The organism is Paraburkholderia sp. GW821-FHT02A12, assembly GCF_059422005.1.
Genome location: NZ_JBWKWA010000001.1, coordinates 44,369 through 59,551, shown reverse-complemented (window position 1 = coordinate 59,551; position 15,183 = coordinate 44,369). Strand labels below are relative to the sequence as shown.

Here is a 15,183-nt window from a genome sequence, read left to right as displayed (position 1 = left end):
AAGCGACGCCGATGCAGAGTACAAGTCGCGCAATCTGCAGCCTGAGCGAATAACTACCCTGTTTTCCTGGGACATTTTAGAAAGTAGTGCTGCGAGGCTCATTTTTGTGATTTCGTGCCGTCCTGCGCGCATATACACAGGTATCAACAACCTGCATGTGTTCGCCATGACCAGACCAGATTCACGCCGCCAGCCTCACCTGGCTTGTCCTGCGAGCCGCCTGCGCGCTTCGCGGAGCGTGCCTTCCGGATTACACGAAGCCCGCATCGCTGACGCCGCGGCGCCGTGCACAACGACGAAAGTTACCGTCGAGCTCGCGGAGCAGCAACATGACTAGGTTGCGAGCGACACGACATCCAGGAGGCAAAGTCGCGCAACTGCGCGCTCTCGCGAATCTCACGGCCGACGCGGCACTTACTGCTGCTCCCGAGCAGCAGATGACTGTACTCGGTGCCGCGAAGCAGCTTCAGGACATCGCCGACGGACTCGAACGTCGGGAAAAGAAAGCGCTCGACCAACCGGCGGTCGCCGAACTTCCCGCGAATGCCACGGCGAACGAGATTCACCATTCGCGGCGGCGACAGGCTACCCGCGTGGGCACGGATGTGCTTCTGCCGGGCTGGTCAGCAACGGCGCGGGCGCTGCCAAACGCATTTCTCCGTTCAGCCCTGTTTTCGGCGGGGCGACGCGTGCAGACCGACAACGCAAACCTGCTCGCGGGCGGCTCGACATATCTGGTGGCAGAGAAGAAAATTGCCACGTTCCAGAACATGACCGTGACGTTCAGCGGGTATGGCCTTTGTCAGTTCGACAGGCTGGTCTACTCTACCTGCCTCGATTACTACCGCGAGGTACCTCTTTGCCCCGAAGAGAGTCTCCTGTATGCGCGAACTACTTTTTACGAGTTCGCACGCCGCATGGGAAACAAATACAGCGTAAAGGCGCACCGGGCCATTCGGGCGAGTCTGCTTCGGCTGAGCTTTGCGCAGGTACGCGTCCGCCACGAGCGCATGAACATTGAGGTGCCGAAGCTGCTGTCGGTGAAGTTCGAGGACGACGAGTCCTCTGAGAATTCCAGAGGCAGCGACGTGCTGTTGCTTCGAGTCACCACCTCTGTGGCGGAATTGTTCGGTCCGGGCGCGTGGACAGCTGTCGACAATGAAGCTGCGAGATACGACGGACTTAAAGGCTGGCTCGCAAACTTCTACGCGGGACATGCTCATCCGAAACCGCTGTCCGTTGAGCTGTTGCATCAGCTCTCCGGATACGTATCCAATAAGAGCAATTTCAGGGCTAGTCTCGTTGGTGCGCTGGAAAAGCTCAAGGACCCAAACACACCTGCGTGTAGCCGCGTATCGAGCCATCATTTCTCCAAAGACGGTACCAGGATTTACGTCGTCCGTTCCGCATGGGTGGCATGATTCACTGATTGGCGACGTAAGGATTATTGCTCGGGCCAGGACCCGCCGGCGACGCACGTAGTACGTCAAAGTCATCATGTCGTGTCTGACTATGAGGCCGGATACTGGGGAGGTTTGCAGTGGAGTCGAGAATTAACGCAAGGGGCCAGACCACTGTGCCGGCTGCAGTCAGAAAGGCACTCGGTGCAAAGCCCGGCACACGACTGACCTGGGTGCTCACGCCAGACGGATGTGTCCTGGTGCGCGCGAAATCTAGGTCTATTCTCGAACTGGCCGGAGTCCTGAAATCGGGCGCCACAGTCGATATCGAGCAGATGAACCCGTGGCGCGATTGAAAGCAACGCCATCGACGGCCAGTCCGGCTATGATGGAACACGGCGCTGCCTCGTCAGACCACGAGATGGAGTCCGAGCTATCCACTGCAACCCCGCCGGATACAGAGGAAGTTGTCGTTCCCGGCAAGCTCATCTGAGCAGCAGCATGACAATGACTGCGACGGTCCATGCAACTGCCAGAACCGAGACGCCTCCACTGAACCACATACAAACCGCCAGGCATCCTCGATGCGACATGATGAAGCAAGGGACCATGACGCGACTTTCACCCAGTTTTGTGAGCAAGCCTTGTGCGACATCGTTCCAACTCCTTTGTGAGCAAATTTATTTCGGCATGCATACCAGCTGCTCTCCGTAGAAGCTGACCAACTTCGTGCCAGTATGCATACCCTAAATCGCCGTCCTCCAAAGACAGTTCGTGAATCTTCCGAAGCGCAATCTCAAGGTCCAGATTAGTTTCCGAAAGCATATGTCCCTCCTCTGTAGTGACGTGCGATGGTCGCGCATTGAGACGGCCGGGCGTCGGTGGTCGACCGCCCAGTCGCAAAGACATTTCGGGAAGCCGTCGATGCCCATGTCGTTCCCGGCATAGCTCATCTGCGCAGCAGCATGACAATGACTGTGACGGCGAGCGCCAATGCAAGAATGGAGACCGTCCCACCGAGCCACATTGCGACGCGGTCGATGTTCTTCTGTGATGAAGCGAATTGGAGTAGCCATTCAGAAAAGCGATTGAGCCGCTTCACGTCTTACCTCCTCTGATTCCAGAATCAACCGAGCTTCGCTCGCACGAACGGCACGTTCCGAAAGATTGCATGGTTATGAATGGTTGAGCCTACTCGCGAAGAACACAGCTTGTCGGGCGACGCATGAAGCAGCGTCGCTTGAGCACAGTCTTTTGCGCGCGACGCAGCGCTGCCTTGAACATACGCCCGACGCGTCGCGACGGCAGCTCAAGCATGCTGTCGGCTTCATCCGGTGCTCGCATGCAAATGATGTATGCGACGTGGGCCATCTTCCGGGACATTCTGGCGCTGAGCCCCTTCGCCGGTCGCCCAGCGTCCATACGGCGGTAGCGGATGCGGGTACCACCCTGCCCACCAGAGCGAAGATATCTGACATCCTTGGTGTCAACGGCTCGCATTCCCGCCTCCTCCGCCATTCACCGCAGCCAACAGTAGCTCACGCGTGCGCTTCATTACCCACGCTATCTCAGCAGGAGAAAAATCCCACTGGCCGGCGCCAACCTTCCCTTTCAGACCTTCCTCGACCCGCCCCAGCGCGTCGTCCAGCGACAGACCAGACGCAGACATCTTTCGCGACGCGTACTGTGCGAGCTGACCGGCAAGGTCCTCGCACCCGTCATAACGTGTCCACAACTCTTGGTCTGTGGGACCAGTGTGATACCGCCCGTCCGTCTTGCGAACGAGAAGCTTGTGCTGAACACCGGGCACAGCTCCAGGCGCCTGCTCTCTCGGGAAATCGTCAGGAACCGCATGCCGTCTGGTCATCATCGTCTCCCTGACTGCGAATGTCGTCGGCATTGCCTCGGCCAGTGGCACCTCTCTGGCGACCTTGGGCTGCTGTTGACCCAGTCTGTCGGTGTTTCGGCGCAGCCCAGACGCCGGGTAACGCAGCAGCCGACACATCGAGGTCGATGTCGAGCGGGTAGTGCCTGAGCAGGCCTAGTGCCACCGTCTGGACAAGGCCCGCAATGGTTATCTCGTCGGCAGACGCGAGCATCTTCAACAGCTCTCGCGTATCAGTAACGGCTTTCGTGCGTTCATGTGGGGTCGTCATCATCAGCTCCCTCAAGTAGTCGTTCGGTGACGTCGGTGAACGATGTCACCTCGTACAGTTCGCACCACCGCACCCAGACGTACTCAACATTCAGTGACGAGCCTTTCCTGCCGATTAGCTCATAAATACGGCCCGTCTGAGTCGTACCCTGCATGGCGACCGGGTCGAACGTCACTATCGGGGAACTGACGCGCCCCGACCAGTCAAACATGTCTACGCCAACAAAATGCCGGCTCCCATCCTCCGTTTCGAATATGCGCCATCGCGACAACGGAATCCTCGGCAATTCGGAAGCGGGGCGCGGTTTCCAGATAGGCATCACAGTCTCCTGGTGGTGGAAGGTCATACGTTCCGGTTGCTGTCGTGAGCCTGGCGGCACCGCATGCGAGCCCCCCATGTCCCGACCGGCGCATACATGCCGGCCAGCGCACGGGGGTGGTTGGACGTGTCGCTGACCCGCTCATGACGTCAACGATGCGGGCACAAATAGGTCGTGTCCGGCTTTAGCACCGATAACCGCCAGCCGGCCGAGGTCGGCGATACGAATCAGCGCGCCCCGCGTGGCGCCATCAGGAAGTTGTTTCGCGCCGACCACTTCGACGCCGTGCAACAAGCGGGACAGCGCCGACGACCTCGTATCCATGGCACGGGCGAGGTCGGCCAGCGGAACATAGGCCTGCCGGAACTCCAGCAACTGGTGCGGCAGCACGACGCGACAAGGCTGGCCACGTCGTTGAATCTGTTCCGACGCCAGCAACCCTTCGTCCACCCAGTTCTGGATAGACTCCCACTTCCATCCGGTCGCTTTGGCGAGCTGCTGAATCGACATGCCGGCTTCGAGCAGCGGCGTGCCGAAATACGGCGACACGTCCGCCCTCAGGAAGGACATTTCACCCAGTGTCCGACCTCGCGCGACCGCTTTCACATTGCCGTTTGCAATGGCCTGCATCAGCGACTCGATGGCCCCTCGGTCACCCATCCGCCGGCTTGTCAGTTGCGCCCATGTGAGCGTCGAATCGTCGGCCATCGCATCAGGTTGGACCCAACGTTCCACACGCTCATACAAATCCGGAATGGACTGGCGCTCGACCGGACCGCCCTTCATGAGGTCTTCGCGCCAGAGGTCGTCTGAGCGGATTACGCCGGCTGCTTTCATGCGTTGGAGCACGATGGGTGGAACGCCCGCCAGTTCGCAGGCGTCAACGTCGGAAATCCACCCCGCGCGTTGCCCCTGTATGCGCTCAACCTCAGCGCACGGAATTTCGAACAACTGGCCACGGGTGCCAGTGCGTCGCGCACGGTGCTTGCACTCGCCAGCGTCAATCGAGTCGCGCAGACGCGAGACGCTGACGCCGATAGCCTTTGCAGCATCTGGCGAGCGCATGTATCCGGTCGCATCCTCGGCCATTTCTTTGGCCGAATCGAGGCCCAGGACACAATCGGACTTCCGGGCAGCGACGTCGATGATGATTTGGAGCAGAGGCTCGAGCGTGGTGCCCTGGCAAAGCTTGCGCAGACTGACGTACCAGTCCCCGAGCAACGTGTTCAGCGTGCGGGCGTCCTTGCGACCGGCGGCAATGCGCTGCTCGACGTGAGTCCGAAAACCCGTTGGCCAGTCGGCCAGCAAAGCTTCGAGCGGCGAGAGAAATTCGACTGCTTCGGTGACGAATTTCGGCAATGCTGCGCTGCGCGGCAACCCGGGGCGCGTCGGGTCCGCATATTGGCAGAGCGTGCGGATGACCTTCATCAGCACATTGATGTCCACGTCGCGCAGCGCCGGCTTCATGCTGCCAGACTGCTGCCCGTTGCTCGCAATCAGCGTCGACAGACACTGCTGTGCCCTTGTCGCGGGCACGCGCGGCAGGCTACTCAGGTCATGACCGCACGCGCACAATCCAATGTACAGCCGCTCCGGCGAGAGGTGCTTCCCGCAGGCGTTGCACTGGTCGACCAGCAGGATTCGATGTTGCGGACATGCCGTGACATAGGCGTGTTCCCAGTGGTGTCGCAGGTAAGGCGATTCAGCCAGACACGCCGGACACACGGCGTCAGAGTGCGCGCGGTGCAGACGTCCCAAACCCCGGCAGAGGTTTTCCCGCTGTCGGGTAAATTCGGTCCATGCCGGTTCCAGGCCGAGGTTACGGGCTACGTCGTCCGTGCGTGTAAGCAAGGCACGGCGATTCCGCTCGACACCCGCCGTACTTGCCAGGTCGCGCCAACTGAAAAACGCGTTGCCTGCGGCAAGGCGTCGGTAATAGCCCATCCCGGACTCGTCGTCCCTGGGCGCGTAGGTGAGAACGAGGCTCATTGTTTATCTCCTGATTTTTTACGAACTGGTACGGACGCCGCGTTGCTGGTTAGCACATGAACGTATGCCTGCTTCAGCGCCGCCGGCTCCACACCAGCGCCGTCGATGCCAGAATCCTGGAAAGCCTGTCTGTGCGGTGACCCCGCGTGGCTGACGTGTTCAGTGGCCCGCTGGCAGTCCGCGTATGTAATGGCGCGTGGCCCTTCGTTCGCCATCAGACTCGCCAGCTCGCGTACGAAGTCCGCAAGCACCCCTATCAGGCCGCCGGTGAGCAGATAGCTTTGCTGTGTCAGCACCCGTGCGGGCACGTCAATGGGGTAGCCAGCCGCTGAGAAAAGGCGCGCATAATTCACGACGCACGAGTTGTAGGCCACCATCTCGTCAACAATTGTTGCGTCGTACGGCAGGAAATTGAGCGCAGGACATGCGCGGCGACGCAGTTGCTCATTTGCCGAAAAAAGCCGCTCAAGTCGCGGAATGCCAAAGAGAATCAGCGTCATGCGGAGCGCGTCCGCCAGCGTTTTGAGCCAGTCGCTGGCCGCGCGCGGAGGCACCCGCGAGCCTTCATCAACGAGGTGCGATATCTCGTCGAAAATCACCACACGTGTGCGGGCCAGGCGAAGCTGCGTCAACATCAGGTCGAACATCGCGCCCGCCGTCATGCTGCCGGGAACCTGAATGCCCAACGCACGCAGCACACTCTTGGGAAGCAGTTTGGCAGTTGCCGAGTGGGGCACCTCGACAACCAGTACGGGGACATGGCGCCGTCCCTCAATGCGGGATTCAGGGTAGTCACGCGACAGGTTGGCGATGAGCGAGGATTTACCCACACCGCTCGGACCAGGGACGCGAATGACCTTGGGCGCAAAGCCAGTGAGGGCGTCGTCGATGCGCCGTTTGAGTACAGTGAGGTACTCCATAAACATGGGATGTGCGAGTTCGCATTCCTCAATGTCCTTACGCAGTTGTTGAGCTGGCGTCACAGCAGTTTTTCTCCAGTGTTTCTGTTTACGATATTCATTAAAGGCGCGTCGTCGTATGAGATGACGTCGGGCTGAAGGTCTTCCGCCGGCAACGACGGATTGGTCGAAGGCTCCGGCCCAAACGGCGCTGCCGCTGAAAGTGGCTGGTTGGCGGCCCGCTGGACGGCCGAACTGTTTTTGGCGCGGCGCACGGTTTCCTTGTTTTCCTCGCGCTTGCCGCGAGTCTTGCGCTTACTGGCTTTCCCGCTTCCGGTAACCGCCTCGTCCATGTCTCGCTGGAATTGGAGCTTTTCGTCCGGGACCGTCCAGTTAGCCATGCCTGAATCGAACCTGGCTTTGGCTTCAGCAAAGGTCCACGCCGGCGTATCCGGACGAACGTGGTGGTGCGTCAATTTGACAAGCGGAAGGTCATCTCCGTCGTACACGTACGCCTGACGGAAATCGTCGGGGTTGTAAACCACATGAAGTTGCTCATGGTCACCGTACTTGGCCAGCAGATACGACATGGCTTCGCCGGTGTATCTGAATCCACGCTCGACCGTAATGCCCGTCTTGGCGCTCAACGTGCACATCTTGTGCTCGAAGAGTGCAGCCATCCATTCCTGGCGCGGTGGCGGCAAGGAGATGGGCTGTCCCAATTCTTCGGTCTGGTGGGTCAGGCGCTCAAGCGGCGTCTTTCCCTTGACCGAATCGACCAGCAGTTCATCCCAGCGCAGCCGGTCGAGCGGGCTGTTGGCCCAGTCCTCATAGAGCCATCTCACAATCCACTTCTCGAGCACCTTGGCGGTCATCAACTCGTCGCCGAGTGCCTCTGGGTCACGCACGCCATCCTTCCCTTCGAAGCGCGTGCATCCCCCGAGACGCTGCAGCGCTTCCTTGAGCGACCTGTTCAGGCGCTCGATGAATGGCTTGCCTTGAGCTTCCTTTGCCTTGCAGTGCTTGACATCCATTCCTAGCCGCTCGAGGCGGACGATTCGTTCGCCTTTTGTCTCGGGGCCATTGTCGAAAATGACCTGTGCAGGCGTGCCATATATATTCAGCGCATGGTCGATGCCCAGCTCTTTGAATCGGGCCTCCTTGGCCGGCGTCAGATACATCTCGAGGCACAACAGCGAATCCATCTCTCGCGGTGAACCGATGACGAGATGCCATCCCACGGGATATCCAGTGCAGACATCAATTGCGAGGACCAGATAGATGGTGCGGGCGATTCCATCGGGTGTTGCTACAACGAATGGCAGGTGCACAGCGTCCTGTTCAATTCGGGCGAAAGGAAACGCCGCGCGGATACGCTTCTTCACGAACGATTTACCGGCGACCCTATCGAGCGGGTCCATCCGGTCGTATTCTGAATCGGCGGTCAGGTCATCAATCCTGGCGCACACGAACTTGCGGCTGATGTTGTGCCCGGCAACAAGCAGGCCAAGGCTAACGGCCTCATGGTTAATGTATTTCGTGAGGTCGAGGACCGTCCACTTGGACCCGGTTACCAGGAACAGGTCCTGGATGACCTCTTTGACGAATTCGACAAGGTCTTTTGAATACCTGGCCTTTGCATTGCCTTTATTTTTGTCACCCTTTAGAACCGGAAGGCCGAGCAGCTGGTTCGTGTGAGCCCGGTACAGGGTTGCGCGCGACGGAAACGGGCAGACAAGTGGCTTGTCTTCGTTTTCCATGAGATAGGCTTCACGGGCCAGTGGAATCGCTGCGTTAAACGACAGGCCCCGTTGGTCCCCGATGGCATCTATGCGCCGCAGTGTGTCGTTCAGCAGTTTGACCCTTGTGTGCAATTCCGGATTGTCGTACTGGGCGGCAATGCTGACGCGCGGCATCCCCTTTCGATGCAGGACCAGACTGCCTTCCGAAATCCGGGCGCGAATGTCGTCGTATTTGTCGTACCGGGCCTCACATTTCCCGGCGTCGAAGAGATGGATGAAGCCAGCATGCAGCCGACCGTCCACTACCTCGACGTAGCTCTCCGGCTTGCCGGGCAGCGCCAGCTTGTCGCCAATGCGGAGGTCGGACATCATGGCCGCAGCTCCTCAATCAGACAGAGATGGCTCAGGTCGCCATACGCGGCCGACAGTTCCAATGTGGCGCAAATATGCTGATGCGCGAGGTCGGCCTGCAGAACACCCCTGGCGAGCAGTGGAGGAATCAGGCCCGATGGAATCTCGAGGTCGGCGCACAGCGCGCGCTGCAGCACCGGGCCCGATTTGCAGTAGTTTTCGACCCGGTCGATGATGTCGGGCGTCAGGTATTCGCGGGCACGCGCCATCGCCGGTTTCAACAGTTGTGCGTTGACGACGACCGGGTGCCGCTCATCCGCAGGCACGACTACCGTGGATAGCGGATAGCAGTACGCCTCCATGATTTCCCGGGCCCGCTCGACCTTCGCCCAGTACCGGCCATCGCCCTCGAAGCCTTCGAGCTTCACCTCGTATGCGCGCTGCAGGCCGTCTGCCTGAACGGTGGCAAAGTCTGGCGTGTACTCCGCCTCCCCGGAGCGACTACCACGCGCCCTGCGCGCTTCGGACAATTCCTCACGCGTGAACAGCAGCCGTTCACCGACCAGGTCGACGGTGAACGGTTGCTGCCTGAAAGAGCGCACGCGCGGGTCAACGCACAGCATGTGCGCGACCAGGCGTTCAGCGTCGGAGTCGACGGTGATGTGGCCGGCGGCCTTATCGGCGTAGGTGCCGATGCGGGCCTTGCCATACGTCCGGGCCGTGAGCCGGACGCCGGCGCTCTCAGCACTCCGGCGACTACGGACGCCATAGGACGGTGCGCTTCTCATTTCGCACCTCCGACCGTAGTCCGCAGACGGCTGCGCGTCTGCCTGGAAGTCCCAGGTGCAGTTGCGGCCCGTTGGGCCGGCGAACCGGCTTGTAAAGTTATTGTCAGCATTCTGTCCTCGCAGAAAAATGTCTTGCTAAGGACGTGTAGGGCGCCCACCTTGGAATCGGTCGTATGCGACCGAAAATACCCGTGAGAGAATCCCGGCACCAGAAAAGCAGAGGCTCTAAAAAGTTTGGGGGGGAACGATGGAAGGACTGCCGCACAAGCGTGGTCGGCTGCCGGCTGAGCCGTACGGGCAGTGGGAAGAAGAAGCGAAGGGGCTGATAGAGGAAGAGATGATGCGGCGCGACATTCGCTACAAACAGCTTTCGCGAATGCTCGAGAAGCTGGGCATCTACGAGTCGCCGGACCAGCTCAACCGCAAAATCAATCGCAAGCGGTTCTCGGCGGCCTTCCTCATTGCCTGCCTGCGTGCCATGGGCGCGGAGACCATCGCGCTCCATCAGTTCACACCGGGACAGAACAAAGAGGGGTAGTTGACTGGTTACCCACGTCGCCGAATTCGTCCGCAGCCAGACCGGTTTCATCGCCTGCTCCCGCCGTACCCTCTCATAAAATGGGGGCCTGACCTGGCGGGCGGTCAACGCGACGAATGAAGGCTCATTCCTGGTACTGCGTGCCGGCATTGCACCGGCTTGGGTTTACCAACGTAGGCAATGCTGCTGGAATTTTCAAGCTCGCTTAAATTCCGCCGGCAGCGAGATTAACGTTTCCCGTCAGGCCGCCGCGTGGCCGCGCATGTGTTCAAGACCAAGGCTGCAGTCAAAAAGGCACCGAAGGCTGCGGCCGATGCACGTGTCCTGCACGACAAACAGGAAGTATCGATTGCTGGGACAGCCTTGTTCCCGCGCAGAGCAGGTTATGCGGTTGCGAGAGATGAAGTTGTCGGCAGAGCAGTACGATTGCACCTCAACGCCACTGGTATTGCCGAAGGCGGCGGACGTCTGGGCGCATCGAGAGCGAACGTGGGAACGAGACTAGCACTATCGAAGGTCACTTACGTAGTGACGCCCGTGAGTCAGATGAGCCTGCGATGAGCGGCCTCGATGTGACAGCCACAGATGCGGTAACGCCCTTAGGACCTAGGGCGGCAAGTTTGCGCACACAACGGGCCAGTAGTTCGGTTGGCGCTGCCGACGGGAATGTCTGGAAATTTTCGCAGGCTAATGCGCTTTCCTGTGTACCGCGAGGCAGCCTACTGTTGTAGAGGAGCCTCACGCTCTCCGTCAAACCGGTGGATTAGGCTGCTGTCGGATACGGATAGCTCATAGAGAAAAGTATCTCTGCGGCCGCCGAACAGCCGCTGCTAACGACCGCAAACTTCAGTCTGACGCAAAACAACATCTTCTGCACATGCGCTAGATAGGGCGGCCTTAAGGTTGTTAGTGTGAGTGGGTGTCCAGTAGCCGTTAACTACGAGGTAGGTTTGCGTGAAGCGCAGCTTCATGAAGCTCAATCCTTCCAGCAAGTCAGCAGTCCATCTGAGAATAGTAGTGGTTGGAACTGCCCGGTACTGCACGTCAACAAGACTAACCTCTGGTTGAAGTATGGACCAGTCGGCCAACGGCGGAATGCGAAAGGTTACCCGCTGTTGTGGTCGAAGAACCTGTCCGTCCAAGTCCGAATAGGCAGCGGCAGGCACTTGCGAAACATTACCGTAAGGAAGACTTGCACCGGCTCGCGTCGCGTGGAGGTAAGTGCTCTCCGTCGTCTTGAAGACAGCTGCGGACCCCGGTCTTGGCGTCACGCGCAGGTTCTCAATAGTCTGTGAGACGGTGCTGTCGTTTTCTGCAGTGAATTCGAAACCGGATGTCAGTGGCTTGGAAAACGAAACGATAACCTGGCCATTCAGGAAGTGAGTGATTCCACCGAGCACGGTTCCTACGATGCCGAGATTGATTAGAATCCACGCCCGCATCGAAAGGCTACGCAGTATGTTGAATGCGCGCCGCGACCAGTTAGCCGACTGGGGAAGCCGGCTTGCAGACGGCACCGCGGCGGATGTGGCTTGCGTCTGACGTTGATAAGTACCGGTAGGGGAATTCTTTCGTTTACCGTTTCTTTTCACTTGCTACTTCCATGTTAGGCGTTTGATTTGGACCACAGCCGCAGCTGGCGACACGCTCGACGGGTGGAACGCCAGGATAAGAGGCTTAGGGGGCTGGCGATGTAGATGGGGGGACCGGTCGAGTCGCCACTTTGAGAATATCATTCGTTCCTTTGTACAGAATCTCGGCCGATACTTGGATTGCCGACTCAACTTCGAGCAGGGACAAGATGTCTTCGAGAGCTTCCATGTTCGCGCACGGCCAGATAAAGCCTTTGTCGCTCAGCAAGACTGCTTTCATCGGGATATTCTTCGTGGCCCCCCGTTCCTTATGTGCCTGCGTGAGGAGCTTCAGATACACAGCCATCCGTTCGGGTCGCAAGCCGAACGAAAACGGCTCCTCGGTGTCATGCGTCTTGAACACTCCGTACATGAGAGCATTGATGCCGGCCCAGCTGCTCAGCTGGTAAGTCGACCCAGTCATCGCGACAGCAGCATCGTAATAACAAGCCGTGCCTACCTCCGTCGTAACGACTGGTAATCGACTGGGCAGCGGTCGAACAGCGAGCGGGCTCTTCCTCCCGCTCGCTCAAGTTCGCAACGTAGTTGCCGATATTCAGAGTGCCGTCTATGCATTCAAACAGGAAAATAAAATGCGCACTCTGATTTCCCTGGTCGCCGCCGTCTCGGCGCTGGTCATCCTGCCTGGATGCTCCACAACTCAAAGTGTCACCGCAGGTCCTCAACTGAAAGACTCCCCGTTGACAACAGCGTGCTTTACCGCGCACGGAGGCAAGTCGGCTGATATGGACGCTGCAATCCAACGCAACCTGGAAAACCACGGCGTGTCGGTGTCGGTTGCCCCCGCGTGCGACAAAGCCGACATGAACGTCACCTACACCGACAGCTGGTTCTGGGACATCGTCATGTACCTGCGTTCGATGGACATTCGCTTTTACAAGGCGCCAAGCGGCGGCCTTATCGCGTCGGGGCACTGGAAAAACTCCGTGTTGCATCAGTTTCCAAATGCCGACGGCGTCGTCCAGGACTTGATGGACGACATGTTCAAGCAGACTGGCGAACCTGGTGCAGTCAGGACTAAGGCGGCTTCGAACTAGAGGCGCAAGTATGCTACTCGAATGTAATCCGCGCATCATTACCATTGACGGTGAATGGTATGGAGGCGTTTGGGTAGTGAAACGTACAGGACGCCGTCTTTAGACAGAAAGGTTGCGCTAATATAGTCGAAGTGAGAAGGCAACGATTGCGTATTCTTTATGCGGGTGGATTGAGAGTCGACCAGATTAGCAAAAACCTCATCCTCGATAACGTTAGGCAAGGTCCAGAATGCGAACCGCATGAGACGAGCTTGACCGTGAACGGAACGCCCTTCGCGTTCTTCGCTCTCATTGTTAGCGCTGACAGCCACTAAAAAATAGTAGAAAGATGCCTAAAGAAAAGACCATCGATGAACGGGAGCTGATTCGACGAATTAGCAACACGGCAAGCGTGTCAGTTAGGGCTGCCGGTGCTGCATTGAAGACCCTCGGAAGCGCCGTGCGCTCCGGAATGCGTGGAAGTCAAACCGTATCGCTTGTGGGTGTCGGCACCTTCTCGTCAACGCCATTTCCAGCGAAAAGGAATAGAGGGCGCCCGAATACCTTTGTTGTTGCAAATGAGGGAGTGTACTTTAGAGGGTCGACCACACTATGGGTCGAAGGTGAGCGATTTATGCGGCCTCGACGTTCGGTGGCTGCGATTCGGCCCTCGAGCGGCATTGTTAATACGCCGAAATTTCAACTTGTGGCTGCAGTCGCGGATGACGCGGGCGTCACGTGGGACGAGGCAAAGCGCGCGCTTGACGGAGTAGTCGAAGAAACCAGGCGGTCGCTTATTGCCGGGAATAATGTACAGGTTGGTGTGCTTGGAGTTCTTTCTCTTCACGCCGCATCTTCGATAGCAGGCTTTTCCGGGCGAAAAGGCGGCGGCAGTCAGAGCTCGGAATTGACTCGGCAGCATCCGGACCTGACTGGCTTGGATGCGACTTCCGTGGCCAAATCTGAGACGACTCCGCCCGTGACCGCTGTAGGTAAGAAGCAGCAATATGAACTGGTAAAGGTATTCTACGGGACAGACAGGCAAGCTAGTCCGAATCCAAAATCCCCACGCGAACATTTTGGGGATGCCCGCGGCCACAGCGTAACTTATGGCTTTTGTGAGGTGAGTATTCCTCGCAAACATAAAGCAGGAAAATTGGAATCCCCTTACTTCTTAAAGCAATTCTTTCAAGACCCTCGGAAACATGTCGTCCTAATGCGACTTGCAGAGTACACCGAGGATGTTTTCATTTCAGCAATATCTCATGCTCCACATTTGAGTGAAAAGCGACGGGCGCTAGTTTTCGTCCACGGATTCAATTGTAGCTTCGAGGATGCGGCGCGTCGAGCTGCGCAAATCGCTTACGATGTAGAATTTTCGGGCGTGCCGTTGGTCTATAGCTGGCCATCTGCAGCAGCGACAGTGGGATACGTTAGTGATGGGAGTGATGCGGCGCAATCAGCTTCATACTTCTACGAATTTATTCTTAACATCTTGCAGAAGGGAGGGTTTGACGAAGTCATCATCATTGCCCACAGCATGGGGAACAGAGTATTGGCTCGTGCGATAAATCTGTTGCAGAATAAAGCGTCGAACGAAGACTTGAAACGATTGACGGAATTGGTATTGGCTGCGCCTGACATCGATGCAGATGTCTTCAGAACTCAAATTGCTCCGCTTCTGCAGAAGTTGGCCATATCGACGACGCTCTACGCATCATCGAAGGATAAGGCGCTGAAGGCGTCAAAGGTGATGAACGGTTACCCTCGTGCCGGTGATTCAGGCGACGGAATTCTTGTTTTGAATGGAATTGAGACAATCGACGCTAGCAATGTCGACACTAGTCTGTTTAGCCTTGGTCATTCGTACATTGGCGATGCGGTCCGCTTAACGTCAGATTTATACTATCTGATTGAGAAAGGAATGCGAGCCGATGTAAGGCATGGCCTCAAGAAAATCTTGGGAACGCTCGGACCGTATTGGAAATTCAAACGTTAGCCTTTTCAGATGGGCATATGAGCTCCGCAATCAATAAGCGCCACTTTTCGGTTGATTTTTCAGGATTGACGACGTGCTCAACTATTGCACCTAACACTGCATCGACGGCCCCTTTCGGGACATAAAAGATAACACCACTTCTGCTGAGAATGGCCAGTGCCTTATACGCACCGACTGGCAAGGTGAATCCGACAGGTCCGACGAAACTCCGCATCCCGGACCCGTCGCCCCCATCAGTCGTGCATCCTGTTCCGCTGAACGACTTGCCGGGCGGCGTGCGGCGCTGCCCAGTAGTTCATTCACGGTAACGGTTCGTTACTGCCCTGTTGTCCAA

13 protein-coding genes are annotated in these 15,183 nt (G+C 58.0%); 5 read left to right on the top strand and 8 right to left on the bottom strand.

What is annotated here, in order from left to right; translation table 11 throughout:
• Nucleotides 1-437: 437 nt before the first annotated feature.
• Together trfA and AC07WT_RS00255 are read left to right on the top strand one after the other, a co-directional pair.
• On the top strand, nt 438-1,421 hold the full coding sequence (gene trfA / locus AC07WT_RS00260; protein ID WP_494945635.1) for a plasmid replication initiator TrfA: 984 nt from the start codon (nt 438-440) through the stop codon (nt 1,419-1,421).
• A gap of 119 nt (nt 1,422-1,540) precedes the next feature.
• Entirely contained in the window at nt 1,541-1,756 is a 216-nt protein-coding gene (locus AC07WT_RS00255; protein ID WP_494945634.1) for an AbrB/MazE/SpoVT family DNA-binding domain-containing protein, read from the top strand.
• Between the two features lie 593 nt (nt 1,757-2,349).
• Here the strand turns inward: AC07WT_RS00255 and AC07WT_RS00250 are convergent.
• The 7 genes from AC07WT_RS00250 to AC07WT_RS00220 form a co-directional block, all read right to left on the bottom strand.
• Nucleotides 2,350-2,502 (bottom strand): hypothetical protein, encoded by a 153-nt coding sequence (locus AC07WT_RS00250; protein WP_494945633.1) that lies wholly within the window; start codon nt 2,500-2,502, stop codon nt 2,350-2,352.
• Between the two features lie 739 nt (nt 2,503-3,241).
• On the bottom strand, nt 3,242-3,499 hold the full coding sequence (locus AC07WT_RS00245; RefSeq protein WP_494948355.1) for a hypothetical protein: 258 nt from the start codon (nt 3,497-3,499) through the stop codon (nt 3,242-3,244).
• Nucleotides 3,500-3,539: 40 nt separating this feature from the next.
• Nucleotides 3,540-3,875, bottom strand: a complete 336-nt coding sequence (locus AC07WT_RS00240; RefSeq protein ID WP_494945632.1) for a hypothetical protein — start codon at nt 3,873-3,875, stop codon at nt 3,540-3,542.
• A 141-nt stretch (nt 3,876-4,016) separates the two neighbouring features.
• On the bottom strand, nt 4,017-5,864 hold the full coding sequence (locus AC07WT_RS00235) for a TniQ family protein (protein WP_494945631.1): 1,848 nt from the start codon (nt 5,862-5,864) through the stop codon (nt 4,017-4,019).
• The gene (locus AC07WT_RS00230; RefSeq protein ID WP_494945630.1) at nt 5,861-6,847 is read right to left on the bottom strand and encodes a TniB family NTP-binding protein; all 987 of its coding nucleotides are present in this window, start codon (nt 6,845-6,847) and stop codon (nt 5,861-5,863) included. The genes AC07WT_RS00235 and AC07WT_RS00230 overlap by 4 nt, the downstream gene beginning before the upstream one ends.
• Nucleotides 6,844-8,877 carry a TnsB C-terminal domain-containing protein gene (locus AC07WT_RS00225; RefSeq protein WP_494945629.1) on the bottom strand — a complete coding sequence of 678 codons (2,034 nt, stop codon included), beginning with the start codon at nt 8,875-8,877 and terminating at the stop codon, nt 6,844-6,846. The genes AC07WT_RS00230 and AC07WT_RS00225 overlap by 4 nt, the downstream gene beginning before the upstream one ends.
• On the bottom strand, nt 8,874-9,644 hold the full coding sequence (locus tag AC07WT_RS00220; RefSeq protein WP_494945628.1) for a hypothetical protein: 771 nt from the start codon (nt 9,642-9,644) through the stop codon (nt 8,874-8,876). Before AC07WT_RS00220 ends, AC07WT_RS00225 begins: the two co-directional genes overlap by 4 nt.
• Nucleotides 9,645-9,891: 247 nt before the next feature.
• Here AC07WT_RS00220 and AC07WT_RS00215 point away from each other — a divergent pair, with 247 nt between their 5' ends.
• Nucleotides 9,892-10,182 carry a DUF6471 domain-containing protein gene (locus tag AC07WT_RS00215; RefSeq protein ID WP_494945627.1) on the top strand — a complete coding sequence of 97 codons (291 nt, stop codon included), beginning with the start codon at nt 9,892-9,894 and terminating at the stop codon, nt 10,180-10,182.
• Nucleotides 10,183-11,012: 830 nt separating this feature from the next.
• Here AC07WT_RS00215 and AC07WT_RS00210 read toward each other — a convergent pair.
• A complete protein-coding gene (locus tag AC07WT_RS00210) occupies nt 11,013-11,774 on the bottom strand; it encodes a hypothetical protein (protein WP_494945626.1) in 762 nt (253 codons plus the stop codon).
• 632 nt (nt 11,775-12,406) lie between these two features.
• On the opposite strand from AC07WT_RS00210, the gene AC07WT_RS00205 reads away from it, so the two are divergent.
• Both AC07WT_RS00205 and AC07WT_RS00200 read left to right on the top strand, forming a co-directional pair.
• Nucleotides 12,407-12,871: a hypothetical protein gene (locus AC07WT_RS00205; RefSeq protein WP_494945625.1), complete on the top strand. Its 465-nt coding sequence runs from the start codon at nt 12,407-12,409 to the stop codon at nt 12,869-12,871.
• A gap of 328 nt (nt 12,872-13,199) precedes the next feature.
• A complete protein-coding gene (locus tag AC07WT_RS00200) occupies nt 13,200-14,849 on the top strand; it encodes an alpha/beta hydrolase (RefSeq protein ID WP_494945624.1) in 1,650 nt (549 codons plus the stop codon).
• The last annotated feature ends 334 nt before the right edge of the window (nt 14,850-15,183 follow it).

Bases quoted from the DNA above. Each gene is read 5' to 3' on its own strand.
- trfA (WP_494945635.1), top strand. From the start codon at position 438: ATGACTGTACTCGGTGCCGCGAAGCAGCTTCAGGACATCGCCGACGGA.
- AC07WT_RS00245 (WP_494948355.1), bottom strand. From the start codon at position 3,499: ATGCTCGCGTCTGCCGACGAGATAACCATTGCGGGCCTTGTCCAGACG.
- AC07WT_RS00240 (WP_494945632.1), bottom strand. From the start codon at position 3,875: ATGCCTATCTGGAAACCGCGCCCCGCTTCCGAATTGCCGAGGATTCCG.
- AC07WT_RS00235 (WP_494945631.1), bottom strand. From the start codon at position 5,864: ATGAGCCTCGTTCTCACCTACGCGCCCAGGGACGACGAGTCCGGGATG.
- AC07WT_RS00225 (WP_494945629.1), bottom strand. From the start codon at position 8,877: ATGATGTCCGACCTCCGCATTGGCGACAAGCTGGCGCTGCCCGGCAAG.
- AC07WT_RS00220 (WP_494945628.1), bottom strand. From the start codon at position 9,644: ATGAGAAGCGCACCGTCCTATGGCGTCCGTAGTCGCCGGAGTGCTGAG.
- AC07WT_RS00215 (WP_494945627.1), top strand. From the start codon at position 9,892: ATGGAAGGACTGCCGCACAAGCGTGGTCGGCTGCCGGCTGAGCCGTAC.
- AC07WT_RS00205 (WP_494945625.1), top strand. From the start codon at position 12,407: ATGCGCACTCTGATTTCCCTGGTCGCCGCCGTCTCGGCGCTGGTCATC.
- AC07WT_RS00200 (WP_494945624.1), top strand. From the start codon at position 13,200: ATGCCTAAAGAAAAGACCATCGATGAACGGGAGCTGATTCGACGAATT.